Origin of the sequence: Massilia consociata (assembly GCF_042432755.1) — a bacterium.
Classification (GTDB): Bacteria; Pseudomonadota; Gammaproteobacteria; order Burkholderiales; family Burkholderiaceae_D; genus Telluria; species Telluria consociata.
On the sequence record NZ_JBHLWP010000011.1, the window covers coordinates 374,974 to 398,734 of the forward strand.

Below are 23,761 nucleotides of genomic sequence, written 5' to 3' on the forward strand. Positions count from 1 at the left end.
CATCCCTGCCGAGGCAGGAGCCTGCCTGAAAAAAAAGAGGGCCAGCTCACGCTGGCCCTCCGGGCAGTGCACAAGGCGGCTGGCCGCCGCTTCACTCGTCAGGCTGGCTGCGCGGTACCGCGGTCGCGGCCAAAGAGGAAACGTCCAATGAACAGGATCACGCGGTATACCAGTCGCACGAAGGTCAGCGTCAGGATCGCCTCGACAAAGGTCACGAAGAAGGCTGGCAGCACGTGGTAGCGCTCCGCGCGGCGGTTGAACTTCGCGAACATGCGGTCGCGGGCGATCTCGATGCTGTCGTAGAAGCTCGGCACGACCAGCAGCGTCAGCACCGTCGAGGTGATCACGCCGCCGATGATCGCGATGGCCAGCGGCTGGTAGAACTGGCCGGCATCGCCGAACGCCATCGCCACCGGGAACATACCCGCGATCAGCGCGAAAGTCGTCATCAGGATCGGGCGCAGGCGCTTGCGGCCGGCCTGCATCAGTGCCTCCTCGCGGTCCATGCCTTCCTTCTCCAGGGCACGGGCGGCGTCGATCAGCAGGATCGCATTCTTAGCCACCAGGCCCATCAGCATGAGTACGCCGATCATGCTCATCAGGTTGAGCGTGTTATTGGTCAGGAGCAGGGCCAGCACCACGCCGATCAGGGACAGCGGCAGCGACAGCATCACGCCCAGCGGCGCCGTGAACGAGCCGAACTGCATCACCAGGATCAGGTACATCAGCAGGATGCCCGAGAACAGCGCGATCATCATCTCCCTGAACAGTTCCTGCTGGTCTTCGCCCTGGCCGCCCAGCGCCAGGCCATAGCCCGGCGGGAAGTCGAAGGTCCTGGCCAGTTTCATGGCGTCGGCCGTCACCTCGCCCGGCGAGCGGCCCTGGGCGTTGGCCGAGACGGTGATCAGGCGCTCGCCATTCTTGTGGCGGATGCCGGCCGGGCCCTTGCCCATGGTGATGGTGGCGATCTGCTCGAGCGGCACCATCATGCCGGTGCCGGCCACCGCGATCGGCAGGCGCTCGATGCTCTCGGTGTTGACGCGGTCGTCCGGATGCAGGCGTACGGCGACGTCGCGGGTCTCGCTGGTCGGGTCGACCCAGTCGCCCACCTCGATGCCGGCAAAGGCCACGCGCAGCGCCTGGGCGGCGTCGTTGATCGAGATGCCCATGGCGTTGGCCAGGCCGCGGTCAAGCACGATCTGCAGTTCGTTCTTCGGATCCTGCTCCGACAGGGTGACGTCGACGGCGCCCGGGACCTGGCGCAGCTTCTCCATGTAGGCGGAGGTCAGCTCCATCAGCTTGCGCGAATCCGGGCCGGTGAACTCGACCTGGACCGGCTTGCCGCCGCCGCTCAGGTCGTCGATGACGGTGTACTCGGCGCCCACCAGGGGGGCGATCTTGGCGCGCAGCTCGGCGCCGATCTCGTAGGCGCTGCGATCGCGCTGGCTGCGCTTGCCGATGTCGATCCAGACCCGGCCGCCGCTCAGGTTGACGTTGCTGTTGGTGTCCTTGGTTTCCGGGATCGAACGGGCGATCTCGGCCGCCGCCTCCACCTTGCGGCGTGCGTATTCCAGGCTCGACGACGCCGGGGTGCGGACCTCGACCATGACGGTGCCGTGGTCGGCCTTCGGCAGGAAGCTCGAGCCGCCGAAAGCGATGTGCAGGCCGATGGCGCTGACGAAGCTGAGGACGGCGATCACGCCCATCCACCTGCGATGGTGCAGCGCCCAGGCGATCACGTTGCCGTAGCGGTCGGCCTGGCGGTCGAACCAGGCATTGAAGCGCTGCAGTACGCGGCTCAGGCCCTTCTTCGGCGCATGGGCGTGGTCCGGCGGGTCGCCCCAGTAGGCCGACAGCATCGGGTCGAGCGTGAACGAGATCAGGAGCGAGACGATCACCGAGCAGGTCACGGTGAGCGCGAATGGACGGAACCACTCGCCGGACACGCCCGGCATGAAGGCCACCGGCACGAACACGGCCATGATCGAGAAGGTGGTCGCGGCCACGGCCAGGCCGATCTCGGCCGTGCCTTCCAGCGCGGCGGTACGGCGGTCCGAACCCATTTCGAGGTGGCGCACGATGTTTTCCCGCACCACGATCGCGTCGTCGATCAGCACGCCGATCGCCAGCGACAGGCCCAGCAGGGTCATGAAGTTCAGCGTGAAGCCGCACAGCCAGACCGCGATGAAGGCCGCCAGCACCGAAGTCGGCAGCGACAGCGCGGTAATCAGGGTCGACCGCCAGGAATTGAGGAAGGCATACACCACGAAGATGGTCAGGATCGCGCCCAGCACCAGGGCCTCGATCACGTTGTTCAGGCTGCTCTGCGCGTCTTCGCCGCCGTCACGGGTCACTTCCACCTTGGTGCCTTGCGGCATTTCCTTGTTGGCTTCGGCGACCACCTCGTGCACCCGCTTGGCCAGGGCGACGGTCGAGGCATCGCGCGCACGGGAAATCTGCAGGCCGACGTTCGGGTTGCCGCTGCGGATCGACAGGCTGTTGATGTCGGCAAAGCCGTCCTTGATCTCGGCCACTTCGTTCAGGCGCACGATCCGGTCGCCGTTACGCTTGACCACGATCTGCGAGAAATCCTCGGGACGCTCGATGCGGCCGACCAGGCGGATGCCCTTCTCGTCGAGCTCGCTGCGCAGCTTGCCGACCGGGGCGTTGGTGTTCTGGGTGCGCAGGGCGTTGGTGACGTCCGACACCGAGACGTTGTACTCACGCAGTTTCTCGGCGCGCAGCAAGACCGACAGTTCGCGGCGCAGCGCGCCGCTCACGTTCACGGTCGACACACCCTCGATGGCACGGAACTTGTCGGCCAGTACGTCTTCGGCATAGCGCGAGATCTCGGCATGCGACTGCGTGCTGGAGGACAGCGCCAGGTGCATCACCGGCTCGGCGCTCATGTCGAAGCGGCGCAGGACCGGCTCGCGCATCTCGACCGGCAGCTTGTAGCGCACCGAGGCGATCGCGTTGCGCACGTCGTCCGAGGCCTCGATGACGTTGCGGCCGAAGTCGAATTCCATCCAGATCGACACGCCGCCTTCATACGAATTGGAATGGATCTTGGTGACGCCCTGGATCGCCAGCAGCTGCTTTTCCAGGCGGTTGGTGATCTCGCGTTCGACGGTCTCGGGAGAAGCGCCCGGATACGGGACGTCGAGGGTGAGTGCCGGGCGCTCGACGTCCGGGTTCTGGTTGACCTTGAGCTTGGACAGGGCGAGCAGGCCGATGCACATCATCGCCACGATGATGACGATGGTGGCGACCGGCCGCTTGACGCTGAAATTGGAGAGGAACATTTGTTGTTTTCCTTATTTTTCCCGTATGCCTTATTTGCCCTGGACTGGCGCGCCGCCGGCGCTTGCCACCAGTGCGGTCGGCATCACGACCTTCTGGCCGTCCTTCAGGTTCGAAGTCGGGGCGCGCAGCACGATGTCGCCGGCGACCAGGCCCTGCTTGACCTCCACGTTGCCGGTGCGCGGATCGCGCGCGCCGACCACCAGCGGGACCTTGTTCAGGGTCTTGTCCTTGATGCGCCAGGTGAAGGCGCTGTCGCCGGCCTTGACCAGCGCCGCTTCCGGCAGCATCAGGGCGTTCGTGCTCAGGGCGTCGATGCGGCCTTCGGCGTACAGGCCGGCCACGCGCGGCTGGGCGTTGTCGGCGAACGCCACCAGCACCTCGACCTGGCGGGTGATGGCGTTGGCGGCCGGGTCGATGCGCTTGACGGTGCCGGCGAACTGCTGCTCGCCGTAGCCGTTGACGCGGAAGTTGACCTTCTGCCCGACCTTGACGGTGGCGATCGAATCGGCCGAGACGCGGCCTTCGAAGCGCATGCTGTTCGGGTCGATGACCTTGACCAGTTCCTTGCCGATGTTGGCGGTATCGCCCGCCGAGACCTTGCGCTCGGAGACGATGCCGTCGAACGGCGCACGCACCACGGTGCGGTTGAGCTGCTGGCGCGCGGTGGCGGCGCGGCTCCTGGCGGCCGACAGCTCGCTCTGGGCGCTGTTGCGGCGCACTTCGGCCTCGTCCAGGCCCACGGCCGAGGTCATGCCCGAGGCGCGCAGGGTCTTCATGCGCTCGAGCTGGCGGTTGGCCTGGTCGAGCGCCTGGCTGGCGGCGCGCACGGCTTCGTCGGCGGAGGCCACGGTGTCGCGGATCGCGGTTTCATCGAGGCGCACCAGCACGTCGCCGCGCTTGACCGGCTCGCCGTTTTCCTTCAGGACCTGCAGCACCACCGCCGAGACCTCGGCGCGCAGGTCGGCCTTGCGCTCGGGCTGGATCGAACCGGTGACGACCGGGCCGCTCGACAGGGTGTCGCTCTGGATGGTCAGCACGTCTTCCGATGCGACCTGCAGCTGCGACGGACGCTTGTCCTGCGGATCGACCTTGGCGCCAGCCTGAGTCGATCCCTCGGCACCCGGCTTGGCAGGCTCCTGGGACTGCTTGCCGCAGGCGGCGAGCGCCGAGGCGATGGCAAGGACGAGTAGTGTTTTGCGCAGCATTGTTGTTCTCCAGAGAATGGACTCAGTATGTGTTCTTGTAAAAACGCGGATATAGACAGCCAGCGCGCAGTATCGAGTAGTGCCCTACCAACCGCAAGCGACGACTCTGCGTACTGCCGAAATCGAGGGATGAAATGCGATATTTGGCGACGAGCTGCATTCCAGGCGGACTGAAACGCAAGGTTTCTTGGAGACCACTGCGGACGGGCGGACGTCCGCCTGTCCGCCCGCCCGTCGTTGGCCCCCGGTCAACCGAGGAGCGCGTTGATCAGGAAGCCCATGCCGATGCCGGTGGCGATGCCGCCCGTGATCTCCACCAGGGTGTGGCCCATGCGCTCGCGCAGGACGACGTGGCCCACGGTGTCGCACGCCAGCTTGTTGATTGCCGCCGCCTGGCGCCCCACGTGCTGGCGCAGGCTGTTGGCATCGATCATCACGATGAAGGCGAGCGTCACCGCAACACCGAAGGCCGGGTGGTCCATCCCTTCGCGCAGGGCGATCAGGGTGGCCATGCTGGTGACGACGGAACTGTGGTTGCTGGGGAAGCCGCCGTTGCCCACCAGGTTGAAGGCCCAGCGGCGCTGGCGCGCGCTGGTGATCAGGAATTTGATCGGACCGACCACCATCCAGGTCAGCACAGGTGTTACGAGGTAGATGAAATCCATGGGTTCGCTCAGAGTAGGTAAATGCCGGGCGGAATTATCTCATTAGCCGAGTCGCCCGGCGACCTCCGATGCGCCGCCGCCGGGTCCGCGGCGGTAATATTCGACCAACGAGTCAATACGCCCAAGGGGACGTCATGCGGCATTTCCGGTTGTCGATCGCGGTCACGGTCATCCTCATGGGACTCGCCGGCTGGTGGGGCTACGAGCACCGCGGCATCGCCGGCATGCTGCAGGCCCTGTGGATCACCGCGATCCTCGGCGTGCTCGAAGTGTCGCTTTCTTTCGACAACGCGGTCGTCAACGCCTCGGTCCTGCGCGGCTGGAACGAATTCTGGCGCAAGCTCTTCCTGACGGTGGGCATCCTGGTGGCCGTGTTCGGCATGCGCCTGCTGTTTCCGCTCGTGATCGTGTCGGCAGCCACCGGGCTGGGCCTGGTCGAGGTCTGGCACATGGGCATCGACAACCCGAAGGAATACTCGCGCCATCTCACCGAAAAGCACGCCGAGGTGGCGGCCTTCGGCGGCGCCTTCCTGATGCTGGTTTTCCTGAACTTCCTGTTCGACGAGGAAAAGAAGCTGCACTGGCTCGGCTGGGTCGAGGAAAAGGTCGGCAAGTACGGCACCGAGGGCCTGGCCATCCTGCTGACCCTGTTGGCGGTCTGCGGCGCCATGTACCTGATGCCGCCCGAGCGCAAACTGGCGGTGCTGATCGCCGGCGTCACAGGCGTGCTCATCTATATCGGCGTGCAGTGGCTCAGCGGCCTGCTCGAGCACGAGGAAGAAGACCCGGTGGTCGGCAAGATGATCTCGCAGGGCAGCATCGGCGGCTTCCTTTACCTGGAGGTGCTGGACGCCTCGTTCAGCTTCGACGGCGTGATCGGGGCTTTCGCCATCACCAACGACATCGTCATCATCATGCTCGGCCTGGCCATCGGCGCCATGTTCGTGCGCTCGATGACCGTGTTCCTGGTCTACAAGGGCACGCTCGAGCAATTCGTCTACCTCGAACACGGCGCGCACTATGCGATCGGCATCCTGGCGCTGATCATGTTCATCGGCGTCCACTATCACATTCCGGAATGGTTCACCGGGCTGTCGGGACTGGCGTTCATCCTGGTGTCCCTGTGGTCCTCGGTGCGCTACCGGCGGCGCATGGAGCGCGAAGGGCTGGCCGAACACGCCGCATGAGGCCACGCCGCATGCGCGCGGAGCATGAACCCGCGCCTGCCATTTTGCTATTCCGCCCAGCCGTGGCAGAATGGGCGCGGCCGCGCCATGCTGCCATCCTGACAACCTTCTATTCCAACGACTGAACCGCCATGCCCAACGCCCCGAAACAACGCGCCACCGCCCTCATCCTGTCCGCCGTCGCCGCCGTGCTCGTGCTGTTCGCGCTGTACACCTGGTTCACGCTCACGTGGTCGTACTCGGAAGGCGAGCGCGCCGGCTACCTGCAGAAGTTCTCGAAGAAGGGCTGGCTGTGCAAGACCTGGGAAGGCGAGCTCCTGCTGTCGAGCATGCCGGGCGCGATTCCCGAGCGCTTCGCCTTCACCGTGCGCGACGACGCCGTCGTGCAGCAGCTGCAGAATGCGATGGGCCAGCGGGTGCAGATCTCGTACGAGCAGCATGTGGGGATCCCGACCTCGTGCTTCGGGGAGACCGAGTATTTCGCGACCAAGGCGAGCACCGGTCCGGTGAATCCGGTGGCGCCGAGCAATGCGCCGGCGGCGCAGTGATACGCCTGACGTATTAGTTAAGCACTAATAATATGCGCAGCATATCAAGCAACATGGGATCCCGGCCTTCGCCGGGCGGTCACACCGCCCTGCCCTACTCCCCCTCGTTCTTGCGCTGATTCAGGATCACCTCCGCCAGCCTGGTCGCCGCCTGCGAGGCCGAGGCCGGCGGCACCTGCTTGAACCGTCCCAGCACTTCGCGCGTGATGTTCACCGAAGCCACCCGGTGCTCGGCCTCGGCCTTGCGCTCGCCGATGGCGCGATCGAGGGCGGCCAGCTCGGCCGACTGATCCTCGTGGCGCTGCGTTTCCAGCTCGGCCAGCTGCCTGCGCGCCTCGGCCATGCGCTGCGTCGTGTCGGCCGCCTTGCGCTGCATTTCGGCATGGCGCTGGGCATTCTCGATGAGCGCGCGCTGCGCATCGCGCTTCTCGACCGCCGCCCGCAGGGCATCCTGTTCGGCCGCCTCGCGCGCGCCGGCGAGCCTGGCCTGCTCCTCTTCCGCCGCGGCGCGCGCCAGGGCCGCCTGGGCCGCGGCCTGCTCGGACGCCAGCCGCGCAGCCGCCGCCTCGTTGGCGCGCGCGTCGGCCTCGGCCTGCTGGCGCTGCGCGGCCAGCTTGCGCTCGGCCAGCGCCAGCGATTCGCGCGCGGCCAGGGTGGCGGCGCGTTCGGCGGCAAGCGCGGCTTGCGTCGTTTCCAGCTGCTGTTGCTCCACCGCCGCGCGTTCCGCCTGCGCCGCCGCCAGCTCGGCCGCGCGGCGCGCCTGCTCCTGCCGGGCCATCGCAGCCGCCCCGGCATGCTCGGCTTCCTCGACCGCGGCACGCGCCTGGGCTGCCTGCGCGTCGAGCATGGCACGCTGCGCGGCTTCGGCACGGCGCTCGGCCTCGGCCTGCTCATGCAATTGCCTGCTGGCGTCCTGCGCCGCCTGGGCACGCGCCTCGGCCGCCCGGGCCAGCGCGCGTTCGGCTTCCACCCGCTCCTGTTCGCGCGCCAGGGCCGCCTCTTCGGCCAGCACCCGCTCGCGCTCGGCCTGCAGCAGGCGCGCGGCCTCCCCGGCACGGCGGCGCGCCGCTTCCGCAGCCTGTTCCTGCACCTGCGCCTGCTCGCGTGCCGCCGCCAGCGCCGCTTCCTGCGCGGCGTTCCCGGCGGCGCGGGCATCGGCTTCGGCCTGCACCAGGGCCGCGCGCTCTTCCAGGAGAACACGTTCGCGCTGCTCTTCGTCCGCCTGGCGCCGGCTTGCCTGCGCCGCCGCCTCGTCGGCCGCGGCACGCTCGCGCGCCTGGGCGGCGGCATGCGCTTCGGCCTCCAGCCGCGCCTGGGCCTGCTGGCTTGCCGCTTCCTCGGCCTGCGCGCGCTGCTCGGCCACGTCGCGCAGCTTGCGGTCAGCCTCGATGCGCGCCTCGGTCGCCGCCAGGATGCGGGTCTCGGCCTCGCGCCGCGCTTCGGCGGCGGACACGGCCATCTGCTCCAGGCGCTCGCGGTGGGTGGCGGCGTCGCGCAGTTCCTTCTCGGTCTGCAGGCGCATGCGCAGCGACTGGGCGACCACGCGCTCGGATTCGGCCTGCGCCAGCGCGATCGCTTCGCGCTCCTGTTCGATGTGGGCCAGCGCGCGGGCTTCCTCCAGCGCGCGCGCCTCGGCCGCGGCACGGGAGAACGCCGAGGACAGCGCCACCTGGTCGGCGCGCTCGCGCTGCAGGGCCAGTTCCAGCGCCTCGGCCTCGGCCTCGGCCAGCTTCTCGGCGGTCTGGCGGGCGGCGCGCTCGGCCCGCTCGCGCTCGCGCGCCAGGATCGCCACGCGCGCATCGGCGCTGGCGTTGTGCAGCACTTCTTCCTTGGCCGCCTCCACCGCGGCCATCCGCTCGACCGCCTGCAGGCGCGCCTGCTCGGTCTGCGCCAGCAGTTCCTCGGCCGCTTGCGCCGCCTGGGCCGCCATCTCGGCCTGGGCCTGCACCTGGGCGGCGGCGCGGCGGCGGGCCTCTTCCTCGCTGCGGGCGCGCGCTTCGGCAGCCATCCGGGTTTCGGTTTCGTGCTGCACGCGGGCGCGCAGCTCGGCGGTTTCCTGGCGGATCGCTTCCAGCCGCTCGTTCGACGCCTGGGCGGCCGCGCGCAGCGACTCCAGCCGTTCGCGGTTGGCCGCGATCGCCTCCTCCGATGCCTGGGCACTGGCCAGCGCCGCCGCGGTGGCCTGCGCATCCAGCGCGGCGCGTTCGTCGGCCAGCGAGCGGGCCCGCGCTTCCGCGTGGGCCCGGCTTTCCGCCGCCACGTTGGCCTTGGCTTCGGCCTCGACCCGGGCGATGGCTTCCTGGATCTCGCGCATGTCCATCGGCCCGCGTCCGGAAGGCGCGTCCGGCGCAGGTCCGGGTGCGCCCAGTCCCTGCGGCACAATGCTGCCGGCATGGGACAGGTCGATCGTGAAATCGGTATCGTCGGACTCGGGCTTGATGGGTTCCATGGTCGTTCTCAGTGGCGGACGCAGGCTGCGTCCAGCCGATTATCCGGTAAATCGTCCACACGTGTCACGCCGAACTGGACGGCAAAACGCACCCAATTCCCGGCGCCGCCCGGGGTCGAGATCGCCGCCTGCGCCGGCCGTGCTAGACCGGCCACAGCGGCGGCTCGTCCATCAGCGCCACCTGCTCGCGCAGTTCGAGGATGCGGTCCTGCCAGTAACGCTGGGTATTGAACCATGGGAAGGCCGCCGGGAAAGCCGGGTCGTCCCAGCGCATCGCCAGCCAGCTTGCATAATGGATCAGCCGCAGCGTGCGCAGGGCTTCGACCAGGTAGAGCTGGCGCGGGTGGAATTCGCAGAAATCCTCGTAGCCGGCCAGCACGTCGGCCATTTGCCCCACCATCTCGTGGCGCTCGCCCGACAGCAGCATCCACAGGTCCTGCACGGCCGGCCCCATGCGGCTGTCGTCGAAGTCGACGAAGTGCGGGCCATCGGGGGTCCAGAGGACGTTGCCGCCGTGGCAGTCGCCGTGCAGGCGCAGCAGGGGCAAGTCGCCGGCGCGCTCGTAGCAGCGCGCCACGCCGCCAAGTGCCTGCTCGACCACGCTGGCCCAGGTCGCAGCCAGTTCGGGCGGGACGAAGCCGTGCGTGCGCAGCCAGTCGAAGGGATCGCGCCCGAAGGTCTGCGGATTGATTTCCGGCCGCGCGAGGAAGGGTTGCGCGGCGCCCACGGCATGGATGCGTCCGATGAAACGGCCGATCCATTCCAGCGTCGCCGGGTCGCCCAGCTCGGGAGCGCGCCCGCCACGGCGCGGGAACACGGCGAAGCGGTAGCCGCCGTGTTCGTGCAAGGTGCGGCCGTCGATGACACTGGCCGGCACCACCGGCACTTCCGCTTCCGCCAGCTCGGCCGTGAAGGCATGCTCCTCGAGGATGGCCGCATCGCTCCAGCGTCCCGGCCGGTAGAACTTGACGACGACGGGCGCGCCCTCTTCCAGGCCGACCTGGTAGACGCGGTTTTCATAGCTGTTGAGCGCCAGCAGGCGCCCGTCGCCGTACAGGCCGACGCTCTCGACGGCCTCCAGCACGGCTTGCGGGTCGAGGCGGGAGAACGGATGGGCCTGGCTATTTGCTTGGGAAGACGTGTGATCCATCCGCCCATTGTAAGCGCCGCGCCGCGTTCCGTCCTCGGGCCGACCGGATTCGCACCGCCGTTGCGCCGTTGCCCGCGCGGCTCCTGCCCAGCCGCAGGTTTTGCGTGCCCTCCCGGCCCGCAGGGGTTACACTGGCGCCCTCACACGCACATCAACCGCAACAAGAACACCCCATGCATCTCGACGAGCCCCTCAGCGAAAAAGAATTTAACGATCTCGACCAGTTCCTGCTGTCCGAACGCTCCCCCGAGGACGCGATGACGATGGACACCCTGCACGGCTACCTGACCGCGATCGCGATCGGCCCCGAAACCATCATGCCGGCCGAGTGGCTGCCGCGCGTCTGGGGCCAGGACGGCAAGCAGGCGCCGGCCTGGAAGAACCCCAAGGAAGAGCAGCGCATCATCAACCTGATCATGCGCTTCATGAACGAGGTCTTGATCACCTTCGAAGCCGCCCCCAAGGAATTCGAGCCGCTGTTCTGCGAGCACGAGGTCGACGGCGACGCCCTGATCGACGCCGAAGCCTGGTGCTGGGGCTTCTGGGAAGGCATGGAGCTGCGCCCCGGCAGCTGGGCCCCGATCTGGGACTCCGAAGTGGCCGGGCTGATGCGCCCGATCTACCTGCTCGGCGCCGACGAGATCGAGGAAGCCGAACTGGCGGAAGTCGAAGATCCGCGCAAGGCGCACCAGCTGGCGCTGGAAATCGAAGCCAACATCCCGGCCATCTACCGTTTCTGGCTGCCGCGCCGCAAGGGTGCGGTCGAGACCATCGTGCGCGAAGAGCCGAAGGTCGGCCGCAACGACGACTGCCCTTGCGGCAGTGGCAAGAAGTACAAGAAGTGCTGCGGGGCGGAGGCCGGCTGACCCGAACCGGTGGCAGGGCAGCGGCTCTGCCAGGTGAGCGCGTGGGCAGGAGACCTGTCCACGCTACGAGCGACACGGCATCGCCTTCGTAGGGTGGGCAAGTTCCTGGCCCACGCGTTCATGCAGCCGCCGGACAGCGCTTCACGCAGCGTTTTCCAGCGACTCAGCACCGATCCCGACAAGCAGATCCCCCGGCCGCACCATCCCCGCCAGCCTGCCCTCCCCGTCCACCACGAACACCTGCCGCGCCCCGTCGCGCAAGCGCGCCAGCAGCGCGCCCGGCGGCGCATCCTGCGCCACGGCCACCAGGTCCATCTCGATCAGCTCGCCCACGGTCGGCGCCGCATCGCGGCCGAACAGCAGCGCCGTCGCATGGCGCGCGCGCTGGCCCAGCGGGCGGTCGACGCCCCCGCCGGCCGCCACCAGGGCGGCCATGCTGAGCACCCCCAGCGGGCGCCGCTCCGCGTCCACCACGGGCAGCGCCGGCTCGCCATGGCGCAGCAGGGCGGCGCGTGCCGCCGACAGCGGCATGTCCGGGCTCAGCAGGGCCGGCACCGGACGCGCCAGCGCCCCGCAGCTCGCCAGGCGGGCACGCCGCGCCGCCGCATGCTGTTCGGTCTCGGCCAGGATCGCCGCCAGATCGTCGCGGCTGACGTCGAGCGTCTCGCCATAGCTGTCGAGCGCCGCGTCCAGGTCTTCGCTGGCGAAGCCGGCGCCGGCTTCGGGTGGCCGCGCCACCGGCTGCACATGCGGATAGCGGTGCCCGGACAGGTTGTTCCACACCAGCGCGCCCAGCACCATCAGGACCGAGTTCAGCCCGACCGGCATCAGGGCGAACCAGAAACCCGCGTCATGCACGGCCGCGCCACCCAGCACGACGGTGACGGCCACCGCGCCGCCCGGCGGGTGCAGGCAGCGCAGGGCGGCCATGGCGGCAATGGACAGGCCGCCCGCCAGCGGCGCCGCCAGCAGCGGATCGCCCAGTTGCGCGCAGGCGACCCCGGCCAGCGCCGAGACGACGTTGCCGCCGATGACAGGCCAGGGCTGGGCCAGCGGCGCCGCCGGCAGGCAGAACAGGAGCACGGCCGAGGCAGCCATGGGGGCGATCAGGTAAGGCAAGGCGCCGCCAGCCCCGCCGCCACCGGCACCGCCGAGCGCGGCACGCGTCACCAGCGCAGTCGAGAGCAGCGCCAGCAGGGCACCGAGCGCGGAACGTACGTGGCCGGCATACGAAGCAGGTCCGGCCGGGCGCAAGTGCAGGCACAGGCGCAAGCACCGCTCGATCAGCATGGAGAACATGGAAACGGTTTGCAACAAATGGGGCCGCCATTACACCACAGCTTGCGCCGGCGCGGGTTGCGACATGTCCTCTTGTACATTTAACCACTCAATCATGTACGATACCTGCCTGCAACAAACCTTGCGGCCGGCTGTGCCGTAGACCAACAACAAGAGGACCCGCGATGAAAACACTCCAGCAACGAACCCTGTCCGCCCTTGCCACCGCCCTTGCGGCCGGTTTCGCCGCCGCCAGCTTCGCCAGCCCGGCCTGGGCCGCCGCGCCGATGGTCAAGACCCCTGCCCCGGGCTATTACCGCGTCATGCTCGGCCAGTTCGAGATCACCCCGCTGTCGGACGGCACCGTGGACCTGCCGGTGGACAAGCTGCTGAACCAGGATGCCAAGAAGACGGCCGCGACCCTGGCCAAGTCCTACCTGGGCGTGCCGCTGGAAACGTCCGACAATGCCTACCTGGTCAACACCGGCAGCAAGCTGATCCTGATCGACAGCGGCGCCGGTTCCTTCTTCGGCCCGACGCTGGGCAAGCTGGTCGCCAACATGAAGGCCGCCGGCTATGCACCGGAACAGGTGGACGAGATCTACATCACCCACTTCCACGGCGACCATGTGGGCGGGCTGGTCAACGATTCCGCCGCGGCGTTCCCGAAAGCCGTCGTGCGGGCCAACAAGCTCGAATCGGACTACTGGCTGAGCCAGGCGAACATGGACAAGGCCAAGGACAAGGACGGCTTCAAGGCCGCGCAGGCGGCGCTCGGCCCGTATGTGAAGGCCGGCCGTTTCAAGGCGTTCGAAGGCGACGTCGAGCTGGTGCCGGGCATTCGCGCCCAGCTGACGGCCGGCCACACGCCCGGCCACACCACCTACATGGTGGAAAGCGGCGGCCAGAAACTGCATGTCATCGGCGACCTGATCCACGTCGCGGCGGTCCAGATGGAAAACCCCGAGGTGACGATCGGGTTCGACAACGACCCGAAAGCAGCGGCCGCCCCGCGCCGGAAGGTATTCGACGCCGCCGCCAAGGGCGGCTACCTGATCGGCGGCGCCCACCTGCAATTCCCGGGCATGGGACACCTGGCAAAGGATGGCAAGGGCTACCGGTTCATCCCGGTGAACTACACGCAGATGCGCTGAGCGCGGCGGCGACGCCGTCCAGCAGGCGGGTGAGCTCGCCCAGGTCCACCGGCTTGACCAGGTGGTGCTGGAAACCGGCCGCGAAGGCGTCCTCCCGGTCCTGCTGCTGGCCGTAGCCGGTCACGGCCACCAGGACCGCGCCGGCGGTATCCGGCAGCGCGCGCAGGCGCCGCGCCAGTTCGCGGCCGTCGATCTCGGGCAGGCCGATATCGAGCAGGCACACGTGCGGCGCCACGCTGCGCGCCCGGTCGATCGCACGCAGCGAATCGTGCTCGATCACCACCTCGTGGCCGTGCGCCGCCAGCAGCAGGCCGAGCGTCTCGGCCGCATCCACGTTGTCGTCCACCACCAGCACCCGCAGGGGCGCCGGTTGGCCAGCGTGCGCCGGCGGCGCCCCGTGCGCGGCCCCGGGCGCCGGCGGCACCTCGTGCAGCAGCGGCAGCGTGACGACGAAGGTGCTGCCCTTGCCCGGCCCGGGGCTGGAACAGCCCACCGTGCCGCCGTGCAGTTCCACCAGGTTCCTGACCAGCGCCAGGCCCAGTCCCAGCCCGCCCTGCGAGCGGTCGGACGAGCGTTCGGCCTGGGTGAACAGGTCGAACACCCGGCTGGTCAGTTCCTGGTCCATGCCGATGCCTTCGTCGCGCACGCTCGTCACCAGCGCGCCGGCGCGCAGCTCGGCGCGCAAGTCGATGCAGCGCGCTTCCGGCGTGTACTTGCTGGCATTGCCCAGCACATTGACCATCACCTGCACCAGCCGCGCCTTGTCGCCGTCCACCAGCAGGCCCGGGGGCGGCAGGCGCACCGACAATTGCTGGCGGCGCGCGTCGATCATCGGCCGCACCTGCTCGACCGCTTCTTCGAGCACGGCGCGCGCATCGACCTGCGCCCGTGCCAGCGTGATCAGGCCGCGCGTGACGCGCGAGACATCGAGCAGGTCGTCCACCAGGCGCGTCATGTGGCGCACCTGGCGCCCGATGATGCTGCTGCTCTGGCGCACCCGCTGCTCGTCCAGGCGGCCGATGCGCAGCAGCTCGGCGGCTGCGCTGATCGGCGCCAGCGGGTTGCGCAATTCGTGCGCCAGCATGGCCAGGAACTCGTCCTTGCGGCGGTCGGCCTCGACCAGCTTTTCCTCGGCCAGCTTGCGGTCGGTGATATCGCGGAAAAAGGTGGCGATGCTCCCGTCCTGCATCGGGTAGGCCCGCACCTCGGTCCACAGGCGCGAACCGTCCGGGAACACGTGCGTGTGTTCGGTACTGCCGGCCACGCGCGAGCGCATCACCTCGCGGTACATCGGCCCGGGTTCGGCATCGACCGTGTGCGGGAAGGCTTCCCAGTGGTTGCGTCCGATGACATCGGCGGCCTTCATGCGGCAGATGCGCAGGCCTTCGGCGTTCATCTCCAGCACCGTCCAGTCGGCGGCGATCACGGCGAAGCCTTCGGCGATGGTGTCGAAGATGTCGCGGCTGCGGTCGCGTTGCGCGCGCAGTTCGGCCTGCGCGCGCGCGGTCTCGGCGGCCGACCAGGTGCGCTCGGCCACGTCGCGCGCCAGCTGCACCTCGTCCTCGCTCCAGTAGCGCGGCTGCGGGCAGTCGATCCCGAGGCAGGCGGTCAGGCGGTTCGACTTCACCAGCGGCACCACCAGCAGCGCGCCGATGCGGTCGGCGGCATAGCCGCTGCGGTAGCCGATCGTGCGCACGTCGTGCGCGGTGTCGTGGATGCGCACCACGTCGCCCGCGCGCAGCGCCGCGCCCACGGCGGGGCCGAATCCATCGAGGCTGAAGCGCGGCTGCAGGTTCGGCGGCAAGCCCGCACGCCCGTCGCGGCTCCACCCGCGCGGCATCGTGAAGCGCCCGGTCGCCTGGTCCATCTCGGCGTACATGACCCGGCCCGCACGCAGCTCGCCGCCCAGCAGCGCGCTGGCGGTGGCGATCACCTCTTCGCCCGAGGCCAGCGGCCGCAGCGCATCCGACACGGTCAGTTCGAAGGCCGCGCGGCGCTCGGCCGCGACCCGGCGCGTGGTTTCCATGACGGTGCAGAACAGGCCGGCGACCTCGCCGGCGTCGTCTTTCAGGGGAGCGTGCGAGAAGGTGAAGGTGGCACGCTCGGGATAGCCGCGCCGGGCGACGGTCATCGGCATGTCCTCGAAGTAGACCGGCTTGCCCGACAGCGCGCGGTCGACCAGCGGCACCATCTCGGCCCAGATCTCGGCCCAGAGTTCCGGAAAGCGTGCGCCGAGCGCGCGCTCGTGCTTCTGCCCGAGCAGCGGCACGTAGGCGTCGTTGTAGAGGAAAACCAGGTCAGGGCCCCACGCCAGGAACATCGGGAAGGCCGAGTGCAGCATCATGTCGACCGCGGTGCGCAATGCCGGCGGCCACTGTTCGGGCGGGCCGAGCGGGGTCTGGTTCCAGTCGTGGCGGCGAATGCGCGAACGCATCGTCGCATTGTCGTCCTGGCCGGTGTGCGCGGTGTGCGGAAGATGAGCCATGGGACGATTGTCGCATAACTTGTTGCCCACCATCCACTATCGAAAGGCGGGCAACCGGCTTACCCCATGCGCATTACAGCTTGCGCATTACAGCTTGCGCATTACAGCTTGATGAAATGCTCGCGGTAGTAGCGCAGCTCTTCGATCGATTCGACGATGTCGGCCAGGGCGGTGTGCTTCTGGTGCTTCTTGAAGCCCGATGCCAGTTCGGGCTTCCAGCGGCGGCACAGTTCCTTCAGGGTCGACACGTCCAGGTTGCGGTAGTGGAAGAATGCCTCCAGCTTCGGCATGCCGCGCGCCATGAAGCGGCGATCCTGGCAGATCGAGTTGCCGCACATCGGCGACTTGTTGGCCGGGACATACTGCCTCAGGAAGGCGATCAGTTCCAGCTCGGCCTGGGCTTCGGTGACGGTGGAGGCCCTGACGCGGTCGATCAGGCCGGACTTGCCGTGCGTGCCCTTGTTCCAGTTGTCCATCTTGTCGAGCGTCTCGTCCGACTGGTGGATGGCGAATACCGGGCCTTCGGCGATGATGTTCAGGTCGGCGTCGGTGACGACGGCGGCCACCTCGATGATGCGGTCGTTGTCCGGGTCCAGGCCCGTCATTTCCATGTCGACCCAGACCAGGTTGAATTCATTCGGACGCACGGCAGTGCCCGCGCCTTCGGTTTGTGTAGCTTGTGACATAATTCTCTCTTTGCTTTTCAGTCCTGCATTTTTTTCTGCACTCATCCCGCATTTTCTCACAGGCACAGAATGTCTTCATTCGGCTTTTCGGTTTTGTTCATCGTTTTCTTTGCGCTGACCCTCGGTTTGCGCTTCTGGCTGGCCAACCGGCACATTCGCCACGTGCTGCGCCACCGCGCCAGCGTACCGGCCGAGTTTGCGCCAAAGGTGCCGCTCGCGGCGCACCGCAAGGCGGCCGACTACACGGTGGCCAAGACGCGCCTGGGCATCGTGTCGATGCTGTGGGGCGGCGCGGTGCTGATCGGCTTCACGCTGCTGGGCGGCCTGCAGGCCTTGTCCACCGCCCTGCTGGGCGTGACGGGACCGGGCATGGCGCATCAGATGGCGCTGGTGGTGGCCTTCGCCGTCATCTCCGGCGTGCTCGACCTGCCCTTCGACTGGTACCGCCAGTTCGTGCTCGAGCAGCGCTTCGGCTTCAACAAGATGACCCCTCGCCTGTGGCTGGCCGACATGGCCAAGGGCACGCTGGTGGGCGCCGCGATCGGCCTGCCGCTGCTGTGGGTGATCCTGGTCCTGATGGACAGGAGCGGCGACCTGTGGTGGCTGTACGCCTGGCTGGTCTGGAGCGGCTTCCAGCTCCTGATGATGGTGCTGTACCCGACCGTGATCGCGCCGCTGTTCAACAAGTTCACGCCCCTCGCCGACGCGTCGCTGAAAGAGCGCATCGAAGGCCTGATGGCGCGTGTCGGCTTCGCTTCGAAGGGCCTGTTCGTGATGGACGGCAGCAAGCGCAGCGCGCACGGCAATGCCTATTTCTCCGGCTTCGGCAACAACAAGCGCATCGTGTTCTTCGACACCCTGCTCTCCCGCCTCGACCCGCACGAGATCGAAGCCGTGCTGGCGCATGAACTCGGCCACTTCAAGCTGCGCCACATCCTCAAGCGCATCGTGGTGATGTTCGCGCTGTCGCTGGGTTTCCTGGCGCTGCTCGGCTACCTCAAGACGCAGGCCTGGTTCTACACCGGCCTGGGCGTGGTGCCGATGATGAACGCCTCGAACGACGGCATGGCCCTGATCCTGTTCGCGCTGGTGCTGCCGATCTTCACCTTCGTGCTGGCGCCGCTGAACTCGATCACCTCGCGCAAGCACGAGTTCGAAGCCGACGCCTTCGCAGCGAAGCACACCGACCACCGCCACCTGGTATCGGCGCTGGTCAAGATGTACGAGGACAACGCCTCTACGCTCACGCCGGACCCGTTGCATTCGGCCTTCTACGACTCCCACCCGCCGGCGTCGGTGCGGGTGAAACACCTGACGATGGCGGCAGCATGACACTTCTCGAGCGACATTCCACCCACGGCGCCGCGGCGCTGGACCCGCAAGCCATTGCAGCGCTGCTCGCGCAGGTGCCCGGCTGGCAGGCCATCGACGGCACCATCGCGCGCGAGTACGGCTTTCGCGACTACCGCGAAACGATCGCCTTCGTCAACGCGGTCGCCGCCATGGCCGAAAGCGAGAACCACCATCCCGAGCTGACGGTTGGCTACCGCCGCTGCCTGGTGGCCTACACCACGCACTCGGCCGGCGGCGCGCTTTCGGAGAACGATTTCATCTGCGCGGCCAAGGCCGACGCGCTCTACGCACAGAGGCCGGGCGCATGAGTTCAGTTGCAAACACCTTGACCGGCACCATCATTGCCGCCCACGGCCGCCACTACCTGGCCGACGCCGGCGGAGAAAAGCTGCAATGCGTCACGCGCGGCAAGAAAACCAATGTCGCCGTCGGCGACGTCGCCCACCTCAAGCGCACCTCGAACGACCAGGCCGTCATCGAGAAGATTGCCGACCGCACTACCCTGCTCTACCGCTCGGACCAGTACAAGTCCAAGCTGCTGGCCGCGAACATCTCGCGCCTGTTCATCGTCGTCGCCACCGAACCGAGCTTCGCCGACGACCTGGTTTCGCGCTCCCTGGTGGCGGCCGAGGCGGCCGGCATCGAAGCGCACATCATCCTGAACAAGGTCGATGTCGAGGAACCGCTGGCGCGCGCCCGCGAGCGCGCCGGCCTGTACGCTTCGCTGGGCTACCCGGTGCACGAGCTGTCGGCGCGCGCCCGTCCGGAGCATGCGGTCGAGACCTTGAGCCCGCTGCTCGCCGGCCAGTCGTCGATCTTCATCGGCCAGTCGGGCATGGGCAAGTCCTCGCTCATCAACCTCCTGGTGCCGGACGCCGACATCGCGGTGCGCGAGATCTCGGAAGCGCTCGACACCGGCAAGCACACCACCACGTTCACGCGCCTGTACTGGCTTGACGGCGGGGCTGCGATCATCGATTCGCCGGGCTTCCAGGAATTCGGGCTGTACCACCTGACGGAAGGGATGCTGGAGCGCGCCTTCGTCGAGTTCAAGCCGTATTTGGGCGGCTGCAAGTACTATAACTGCCGCCACCTGGCCGAACCGCAGTGCGCGGTGCTGGGCGCGGTCGGGGAAGGCAAGATCGCGAAGATGCGGCACGAACTGTATGCGCAGCTGTTGCACGAGTCTTCCCAAACTTTGTATTAACCGTAAGGGTGATCTGGTCCAGTGGACAGATCGCGCGCTGCCGACCACCCTACGAAAAACCCGGTTTCCCTAGCGGAAAGCAAAACCCTTATAATTCAAGGGACAACAGCAAAGTAAAGACGATATGCCAGTCGCAAAGCCCATCAAGCACTTCCTGCAGTTCTCCGACTTCACGTTCGACGAATTCGAATACGTCATCGAGCGCGCGAAGGTCATCAAGCGCAAGTTCAAGGCCTACGAGGTATACCACCCGCTGGTCGACCGCACCCTGGTGATGGTCTTCGAGAAGAGCTCGACCCGCACCCGCCTTTCCTTTGAAGCCGGCATGCACCAGCTGGGCGGCGCCGCGATCTACCTGAACACGCGCGACAGCCAGCTGGGACGCGGCGAGCCGGTGGAAGACGCCGGCCAGGTGATGTCGCGCATGTGCGACATCATCATGGTGCGCACCTTCGGCCAGGAGATCATCGAGCGTTTCGCCGCCCATTCGCGCGTCCCGGTGATCAACGGCCTGACCAACGAACACCACCCCTGCCAGGTACTGGCCGACATCTTTACCTTCTACGAGCACCGCGGCCCGATCGCGGGCAAGACGGTGGCCTGGATCGGCGACGCCAACAACATGCTGTATTCGTGGCTGCAGGCGGCCGAGGTGTTCGGCTTCCACCTGAACGTCTCGACCCCGAAGGGCTACGAGATCGACCCGAAGCTCGTATCCACCCAGCGCTACACCCTGTTCGAGAACCCGTCGGACGCCTGCGAAGGCGCGCACCTGGTCAGCACCGATGTCTGGACCAGCATGGGCTACGAGAAGGAAAACGCCGAGCGCCTGAAGGCCTTCGACGGCTTCATCGTCGATGGCGCCAAGATGGCGCGCGCCACCCCGGACGCACTGTTCATGCACTGCCTGCCGGCCCACCGTGGCGAGGAAGTCGCGGCCGAGGTCATCGACGGCCCGCAGTCGGTCGTCTGGGACGAGGCGGAAAACCGCCTGCACGTGCAGAAGGCCCTGATCGAATACCTGCTGCTCGGCAGGATCGAAGACAAATAATCCATTTTACGTACCGATTCAACCCACCCACCTAGTTTGATCGTCGACCTCCCTTCCGCCCCGGCGGAAGGTGTTCGCAAAGGCCGGCTGACCATCTGAAAACCCACCTCCCTCCACACTGGAATCTTCCATGAGCGACATTAAAAAAGTAGTCCTTGCCTACTCCGGCGGCCTCGACACCTCGGTCATCCTGAAATGGCTGCAGGATCACTACAACTGCGAAATCGTCACCTTCACCGCCGACCTCGGCCAGGGCGAAGAGCTGGAACCGGCCCGCGCCAAGGCGATCAAGTTCGGCATCAAGCCGGAAAACATCTACATCGACGACGTGCGCGAGGAATTCGTGCGCGACTTCGTGTTCCCGATGTTCCGCGCCAATACCGTCTACGAAGGCGAATACCTGCTGGGCACCTCGATCGCGCGTCCCTTGATCGCCAAGCGCCTGATCGAGATCGCCAACGAGACCGGCGCCGACGCCATCTCGCACGGCGCCACCGGCAAGGGCAACGACCAGGTCCGCTTCGAGCTGGGCGCCTACGCGCTCAAGCCGGACGTCAAGATCATCGCGCCGTGGCGCGAGTGGGACCTGCTGTCGCGCGAGAAGCTGCTGAAGTACGCGGAAGACGCCGGCATCGAGATCGACATGAAGCACAAGAACGGGGGCGCGCCGTACTCGATGGATGCCAACCTGCTGCACATCTCGTTCGAGGGCCGCCACCTGGAGAACCCGAGTGCGGAGGCCGAGGAATCGATGTGGCGCTGGACCGTGTCGCCGGAAGCAGCGCCGAACGAAGCCGAATACCTCGACATCGAATACGAGCAGGGCGACATCGTGGCCCTGAACGGCAAGCGCATGGGCGCCGCCGACGTGCTGACGGAACTGAACCGCCTGGGCGGCAAGCACGGCATCGGCCGCCTCGACCTGGTCGAGAACCGCTACGTCGGCATGAAGTCGCGCGGCTGCTACGAGACCCCGGGCGGCGCGATCATGCTCAAGGCGCACCGCGCGATCGAATCGATCACGCTGGACCGCGAAGTGGCGCACCTGAAGGACGACCTGATGCCGCGCTACGCGAGCTTGATTTATAACGGCTACTGGTGGGCCCCGGAGCGCGTCGCGCTGCAGACCCTGATCGACCACACCCAGAAGACCGTGAACGGCTGGGTGCGCGTGAAGCTGTACAAGGGCAACGTGATCGTGGTGTCGCGCGATTCGAAGACCGATTCGCTGTTCGACATGAACATCGCCACGTTCGACGAAGACGGCGGCGCCTACAACCAGGCCGATGCGGGCGGCTTCATCAAGCTCAACGCACTGCGCATGCGCATCGCGGCCAAGGCGCGCACGGCACGCGGTAAATAAAGCCTGTCGTCACCATCCCGGCAGGCATTTTATTGCTGCCATTCCAAGCCGCCTCCGGGCGGCTTTTTCATCGGCACGGTTGTGAAAAATTTTGTGCCATGCGCGCTCTTGCTGACAGCGGAGGCACCCGAGCGCGGGGTCGCATGGGTTGTGAGCAAGCGCGGTGCGAGATGCGGTAGCGTAAAGCCGCCAAACTGGGTTCCCGCCTGCGCGGGAACGACGTTCTCGAGCCAACACCCGGAGCGAAGGCGGCGGACTTTCCACTACCAGCCTCGAAACCGTCGTTCCCGCGTAGGCGGGAACCCAATCTTGTTTGCGTACCATCAGCGTCGGCAGTACAGGTTCGTCCGACGATACTGCGATGGACAAACCATCCTACGTTTGCATCCTGGCCAGCCGACGCTACGGCACGCTCTACATCGGCGTCACATCCGATCTGGTCCGCCGCCTCTGGCAGCACAAGGAAGGCTTCGTCGAGGGTTTTACCAAAACCTATCGCGTTCACCAATTGGTCTGGTATGAAATGCACACCGACATCGTCTCTGCCATTACCCGCGAAAAGCAGATGTTGGGCGCGGGGCCGCATGGGTTGTGAGCAATCGCGGTGCGAGATGCCGTATCGTAAAGCCGCCAAATTGGGTTCCCGCCTGCGCGGGAACGACGTTCTTGAGCCAACACCCGGAGCGAAGGCGGCGGACTTTCCACTACCAGCCTCGAAACCGTCGTTCCCGCGTAGGCGGGAACCCAATCTTGTTTGCGTACCATCAGCGTCGGCAGTACAGGTTCGTCCGACGATACGCCGATGGACAAACCATCCTACGTTTACATCCTGGCCAGCCGACGCTACGGCACGCTCTACATCGGCGTCACATCCGATCTGGTCCGCCGCCTCTGGCAGCACAAGGAAGGCTTCGTGGAGGGTTTTACCAAAACCTATCGCGTTCACCAATTGGTCTGGTATGAAATGCATACCGACATCGTCTCTGCCATTACCCGCGAAAAGCAGATCAAGAAGTGGCGCCGTAACTGCAAGATCAACCTGATCCAGTCCGCCAATCCAGATTGGCGCGACCTCTACGGTGACATCACCACCTAGCTCCGCAAATCATCCACCGGCTCGCTCCCAAACCGCTTCGCCAGCAGGTAATCCACCAGCGCAACCGCGCAATCGCCCGGCGCCACCAGCACCCCGCCCTCCTTCATGTCCACGAAGCGCTGTCGCAGCGGGAAGCGCGCGTCCGGCGTGGCCCGGATTTCGGCCTGCATGTCGGTATCGATGACGCCCGGCGCCAGGCTGACGCAGCGCACCCGCGCATCGCCGTCGAGGGCCACGGCGCGCGCATGCTGGTCGAGCGCCGCCTTGGTGGCGCAATACACGCTCCAGCCGGGATAGGCGCTGCGTCCCGCGCCGCTCGAGACGTGCAGGATGCGCCGCTCGGCCTGCGGCGCGGCCTGCACGAATGCGGCGGACAAGGCCAGTGGCGCGGCCACGTTGATCGTGGCTGCGCGCAACGCCGCCAGCGGGTCCTGCTCGGCCAGCCTTCCGACCGGGGTGACCACGCCGGCGTTGTTCACCAGCAGCGCCGTGTCGCAACCCGAAAGAAACGAGCGCAGCGTGTGCCCGCCGAGCCAGTGGGCCAGCGCCGCGCCGTCGCCGAAGTCGACCGTTGCCTGCTCCATGCCTTCGCCGATCTCCGCATGCCCGCGCGCCAGCCCGAGCACCGGGATGCCGCGCGCCACCAGTTCCGCCGCCACCGCGGCGCCGAGGCCACGCGTGTGGCCCGTCACGACTGCCTTGATCATCGCCT

General features: G+C 67.2%; 20 protein-coding genes. 11 read left to right on the forward strand and 9 right to left on the reverse strand.

All coding sequences use genetic code 11. The features are described from left to right. Nucleotides 1-98: 98 nt before the first annotated feature. From ACFFJK_RS12780 to ACFFJK_RS12790, 3 genes are all read right to left on the reverse strand, one after another. Complete coding sequence (locus ACFFJK_RS12780; protein WP_379679578.1) at nucleotides 99-3,305, reverse strand: efflux RND transporter permease subunit; 3,207 nt, start codon at nucleotides 3,303-3,305, stop codon at nucleotides 99-101. A 30-nt stretch (nucleotides 3,306-3,335) separates the two neighbouring features. Next, entirely contained in the window at nucleotides 3,336-4,511 is a 1,176-nt protein-coding gene (locus ACFFJK_RS12785; RefSeq protein ID WP_379679579.1) for an efflux RND transporter periplasmic adaptor subunit, read from the reverse strand. A 248-nt stretch (nucleotides 4,512-4,759) separates the two neighbouring features. Next, on the reverse strand, nucleotides 4,760-5,176 hold the full coding sequence (locus ACFFJK_RS12790; protein WP_379679580.1) for a divergent PAP2 family protein: 417 nt from the start codon (nucleotides 5,174-5,176) through the stop codon (nucleotides 4,760-4,762). Nucleotides 5,177-5,310: 134 nt separating this feature from the next. Between ACFFJK_RS12790 and ACFFJK_RS12795 the strand changes: the two genes are divergently transcribed. Both ACFFJK_RS12795 and ACFFJK_RS12800 read left to right on the forward strand, forming a co-directional pair. Beyond that, entirely contained in the window at nucleotides 5,311-6,363 is a 1,053-nt protein-coding gene (locus tag ACFFJK_RS12795) for a DUF475 domain-containing protein (protein ID WP_379679581.1), read from the forward strand. 131 nt (nucleotides 6,364-6,494) lie between these two features. After that, nucleotides 6,495-6,911 (forward strand): DUF8785 domain-containing protein, encoded by a 417-nt coding sequence (locus ACFFJK_RS12800; RefSeq protein WP_379679582.1) that lies wholly within the window; start codon nucleotides 6,495-6,497, stop codon nucleotides 6,909-6,911. Between the two features lie 94 nt (nucleotides 6,912-7,005). Here ACFFJK_RS12800 and ACFFJK_RS12805 read toward each other — a convergent pair whose 3' ends face one another. After that, a complete protein-coding gene (locus ACFFJK_RS12805; RefSeq protein WP_379679583.1) occupies nucleotides 7,006-9,360 on the reverse strand; it encodes a coiled-coil domain-containing protein in 2,355 nt (784 codons plus the stop codon). Between the two features lie 142 nt (nucleotides 9,361-9,502). After that, entirely contained in the window at nucleotides 9,503-10,510 is a 1,008-nt protein-coding gene (locus tag ACFFJK_RS12810) for an SrkA family protein kinase (protein ID WP_379679584.1), read from the reverse strand. A gap of 173 nt (nucleotides 10,511-10,683) precedes the next feature. Between ACFFJK_RS12810 and ACFFJK_RS12815 the strand changes: the two genes are divergently transcribed. Further along, a complete protein-coding gene (locus ACFFJK_RS12815) occupies nucleotides 10,684-11,376 on the forward strand; it encodes a UPF0149 family protein (RefSeq protein WP_379679586.1) in 693 nt (230 codons plus the stop codon). A gap of 141 nt (nucleotides 11,377-11,517) precedes the next feature. Here ACFFJK_RS12815 and ACFFJK_RS12820 read toward each other — a convergent pair whose 3' ends face one another. Further along, complete coding sequence (locus tag ACFFJK_RS12820) at nucleotides 11,518-12,675, reverse strand: HPP family protein (RefSeq protein WP_379679587.1); 1,158 nt, start codon at nucleotides 12,673-12,675, stop codon at nucleotides 11,518-11,520. Between the two features lie 164 nt (nucleotides 12,676-12,839). Here ACFFJK_RS12820 and ACFFJK_RS12825 point away from each other — a divergent pair, with 164 nt between their 5' ends. Next, nucleotides 12,840-13,808: an MBL fold metallo-hydrolase gene (locus ACFFJK_RS12825; RefSeq protein ID WP_379679588.1), complete on the forward strand. Its 969-nt coding sequence runs from the start codon at nucleotides 12,840-12,842 to the stop codon at nucleotides 13,806-13,808. On the opposite strand, the gene ACFFJK_RS12830 is transcribed toward ACFFJK_RS12825, so the two are convergent. Both ACFFJK_RS12830 and orn read right to left on the reverse strand, forming a co-directional pair. Next, on the reverse strand, nucleotides 13,777-16,293 hold the full coding sequence (locus tag ACFFJK_RS12830) for an ATP-binding protein (RefSeq protein WP_379679589.1): 2,517 nt from the start codon (nucleotides 16,291-16,293) through the stop codon (nucleotides 13,777-13,779). The genes ACFFJK_RS12825 and ACFFJK_RS12830 overlap by 32 nt on opposite strands. A 101-nt stretch (nucleotides 16,294-16,394) precedes the next feature. After that, nucleotides 16,395-16,979, reverse strand: coding sequence for an oligoribonuclease (gene orn / locus ACFFJK_RS12835; RefSeq protein ID WP_379679590.1), 585 nt, complete (start codon nucleotides 16,977-16,979; stop codon nucleotides 16,395-16,397). A 69-nt stretch (nucleotides 16,980-17,048) separates the two neighbouring features. Here orn and ACFFJK_RS12840 point away from each other — a divergent pair, with 69 nt between their 5' ends. The 7 genes from ACFFJK_RS12840 to ACFFJK_RS12870 all read left to right on the forward strand — a co-directional run bounded on the left by ACFFJK_RS12840 (nucleotide 17,049) and on the right by ACFFJK_RS12870 (nucleotide 23,049). Continuing rightward, a complete protein-coding gene (locus tag ACFFJK_RS12840; RefSeq protein WP_379679592.1) occupies nucleotides 17,049-18,311 on the forward strand; it encodes a M48 family metallopeptidase in 1,263 nt (420 codons plus the stop codon). Then, nucleotides 18,308-18,640, forward strand: coding sequence for a 4a-hydroxytetrahydrobiopterin dehydratase (locus ACFFJK_RS12845; RefSeq protein WP_379679593.1), 333 nt, complete (start codon nucleotides 18,308-18,310; stop codon nucleotides 18,638-18,640). Before ACFFJK_RS12840 ends, ACFFJK_RS12845 begins: the two co-directional genes overlap by 4 nt. Next, complete coding sequence (gene rsgA, locus ACFFJK_RS12850; protein ID WP_379679595.1) at nucleotides 18,637-19,539, forward strand: ribosome small subunit-dependent GTPase A; 903 nt, start codon at nucleotides 18,637-18,639, stop codon at nucleotides 19,537-19,539. The genes ACFFJK_RS12845 and rsgA overlap by 4 nt, the downstream gene beginning before the upstream one ends. Nucleotides 19,540-19,663: 124 nt before the next feature. Beyond that, nucleotides 19,664-20,590 (forward strand): ornithine carbamoyltransferase, encoded by a 927-nt coding sequence (argF, locus tag ACFFJK_RS12855; protein ID WP_379679597.1) that lies wholly within the window; start codon nucleotides 19,664-19,666, stop codon nucleotides 20,588-20,590. Between the two features lie 130 nt (nucleotides 20,591-20,720). Continuing rightward, nucleotides 20,721-21,953, forward strand: a complete 1,233-nt coding sequence (locus tag ACFFJK_RS12860; protein ID WP_379679598.1) for an argininosuccinate synthase — start codon at nucleotides 20,721-20,723, stop codon at nucleotides 21,951-21,953. A 361-nt stretch (nucleotides 21,954-22,314) separates the two neighbouring features. Beyond that, nucleotides 22,315-22,548 carry a GIY-YIG nuclease family protein gene (locus ACFFJK_RS12865; RefSeq protein ID WP_379679599.1) on the forward strand — a complete coding sequence of 78 codons (234 nt, stop codon included), beginning with the start codon at nucleotides 22,315-22,317 and terminating at the stop codon, nucleotides 22,546-22,548. A 159-nt stretch (nucleotides 22,549-22,707) separates the two neighbouring features. Further along, entirely contained in the window at nucleotides 22,708-23,049 is a 342-nt protein-coding gene (locus tag ACFFJK_RS12870) for a GIY-YIG nuclease family protein (RefSeq protein ID WP_379679600.1), read from the forward strand. Here the strand turns inward: ACFFJK_RS12870 and ACFFJK_RS12875 are convergent. Further along, nucleotides 23,046-23,756: an SDR family oxidoreductase gene (locus tag ACFFJK_RS12875; protein ID WP_379679601.1), complete on the reverse strand. Its 711-nt coding sequence runs from the start codon at nucleotides 23,754-23,756 to the stop codon at nucleotides 23,046-23,048. The genes ACFFJK_RS12870 and ACFFJK_RS12875 overlap by 4 nt on opposite strands. Nucleotides 23,757-23,761: the final 5 nt, after the last annotated feature.

Excerpts from the sequence above, each read along its gene's own strand:
- ACFFJK_RS12780 (WP_379679578.1), bottom strand. The coding sequence starts at position 3,305 with ATGTTCCTCTCCAATTTCAGCGTCAAGCGGCCGGTCGCCACCATCGTC.
- ACFFJK_RS12785 (WP_379679579.1), bottom strand. The coding sequence starts at position 4,511 with ATGCTGCGCAAAACACTACTCGTCCTTGCCATCGCCTCGGCGCTCGCC.
- ACFFJK_RS12790 (WP_379679580.1), bottom strand. The coding sequence starts at position 5,176 with ATGGATTTCATCTACCTCGTAACACCTGTGCTGACCTGGATGGTGGTC.
- ACFFJK_RS12795 (WP_379679581.1), top strand. The coding sequence starts at position 5,311 with ATGCGGCATTTCCGGTTGTCGATCGCGGTCACGGTCATCCTCATGGGA.
- ACFFJK_RS12800 (WP_379679582.1), top strand. The coding sequence starts at position 6,495 with ATGCCCAACGCCCCGAAACAACGCGCCACCGCCCTCATCCTGTCCGCC.
- ACFFJK_RS12805 (WP_379679583.1), bottom strand. The coding sequence starts at position 9,360 with ATGGAACCCATCAAGCCCGAGTCCGACGATACCGATTTCACGATCGAC.
- ACFFJK_RS12810 (WP_379679584.1), bottom strand. The coding sequence starts at position 10,510 with ATGGATCACACGTCTTCCCAAGCAAATAGCCAGGCCCATCCGTTCTCC.
- ACFFJK_RS12815 (WP_379679586.1), top strand. The coding sequence starts at position 10,684 with ATGCATCTCGACGAGCCCCTCAGCGAAAAAGAATTTAACGATCTCGAC.
- ACFFJK_RS12820 (WP_379679587.1), bottom strand. The coding sequence starts at position 12,675 with ATGTTCTCCATGCTGATCGAGCGGTGCTTGCGCCTGTGCCTGCACTTG.
- ACFFJK_RS12825 (WP_379679588.1), top strand. The coding sequence starts at position 12,840 with ATGAAAACACTCCAGCAACGAACCCTGTCCGCCCTTGCCACCGCCCTT.
- ACFFJK_RS12830 (WP_379679589.1), bottom strand. The coding sequence starts at position 16,293 with ATGGCTCATCTTCCGCACACCGCGCACACCGGCCAGGACGACAATGCG.
- orn (WP_379679590.1), bottom strand. The coding sequence starts at position 16,979 with ATGTCACAAGCTACACAAACCGAAGGCGCGGGCACTGCCGTGCGTCCG.
- ACFFJK_RS12840 (WP_379679592.1), top strand. The coding sequence starts at position 17,049 with ATGTCTTCATTCGGCTTTTCGGTTTTGTTCATCGTTTTCTTTGCGCTG.
- ACFFJK_RS12845 (WP_379679593.1), top strand. The coding sequence starts at position 18,308 with ATGACACTTCTCGAGCGACATTCCACCCACGGCGCCGCGGCGCTGGAC.
- rsgA (WP_379679595.1), top strand. The coding sequence starts at position 18,637 with ATGAGTTCAGTTGCAAACACCTTGACCGGCACCATCATTGCCGCCCAC.
- argF (WP_379679597.1), top strand. The coding sequence starts at position 19,664 with ATGCCAGTCGCAAAGCCCATCAAGCACTTCCTGCAGTTCTCCGACTTC.
- ACFFJK_RS12860 (WP_379679598.1), top strand. The coding sequence starts at position 20,721 with ATGAGCGACATTAAAAAAGTAGTCCTTGCCTACTCCGGCGGCCTCGAC.
- ACFFJK_RS12865 (WP_379679599.1), top strand. The coding sequence starts at position 22,315 with ATGGACAAACCATCCTACGTTTGCATCCTGGCCAGCCGACGCTACGGC.
- ACFFJK_RS12875 (WP_379679601.1), bottom strand. The coding sequence starts at position 23,756 with ATGATCAAGGCAGTCGTGACGGGCCACACGCGTGGCCTCGGCGCCGCG.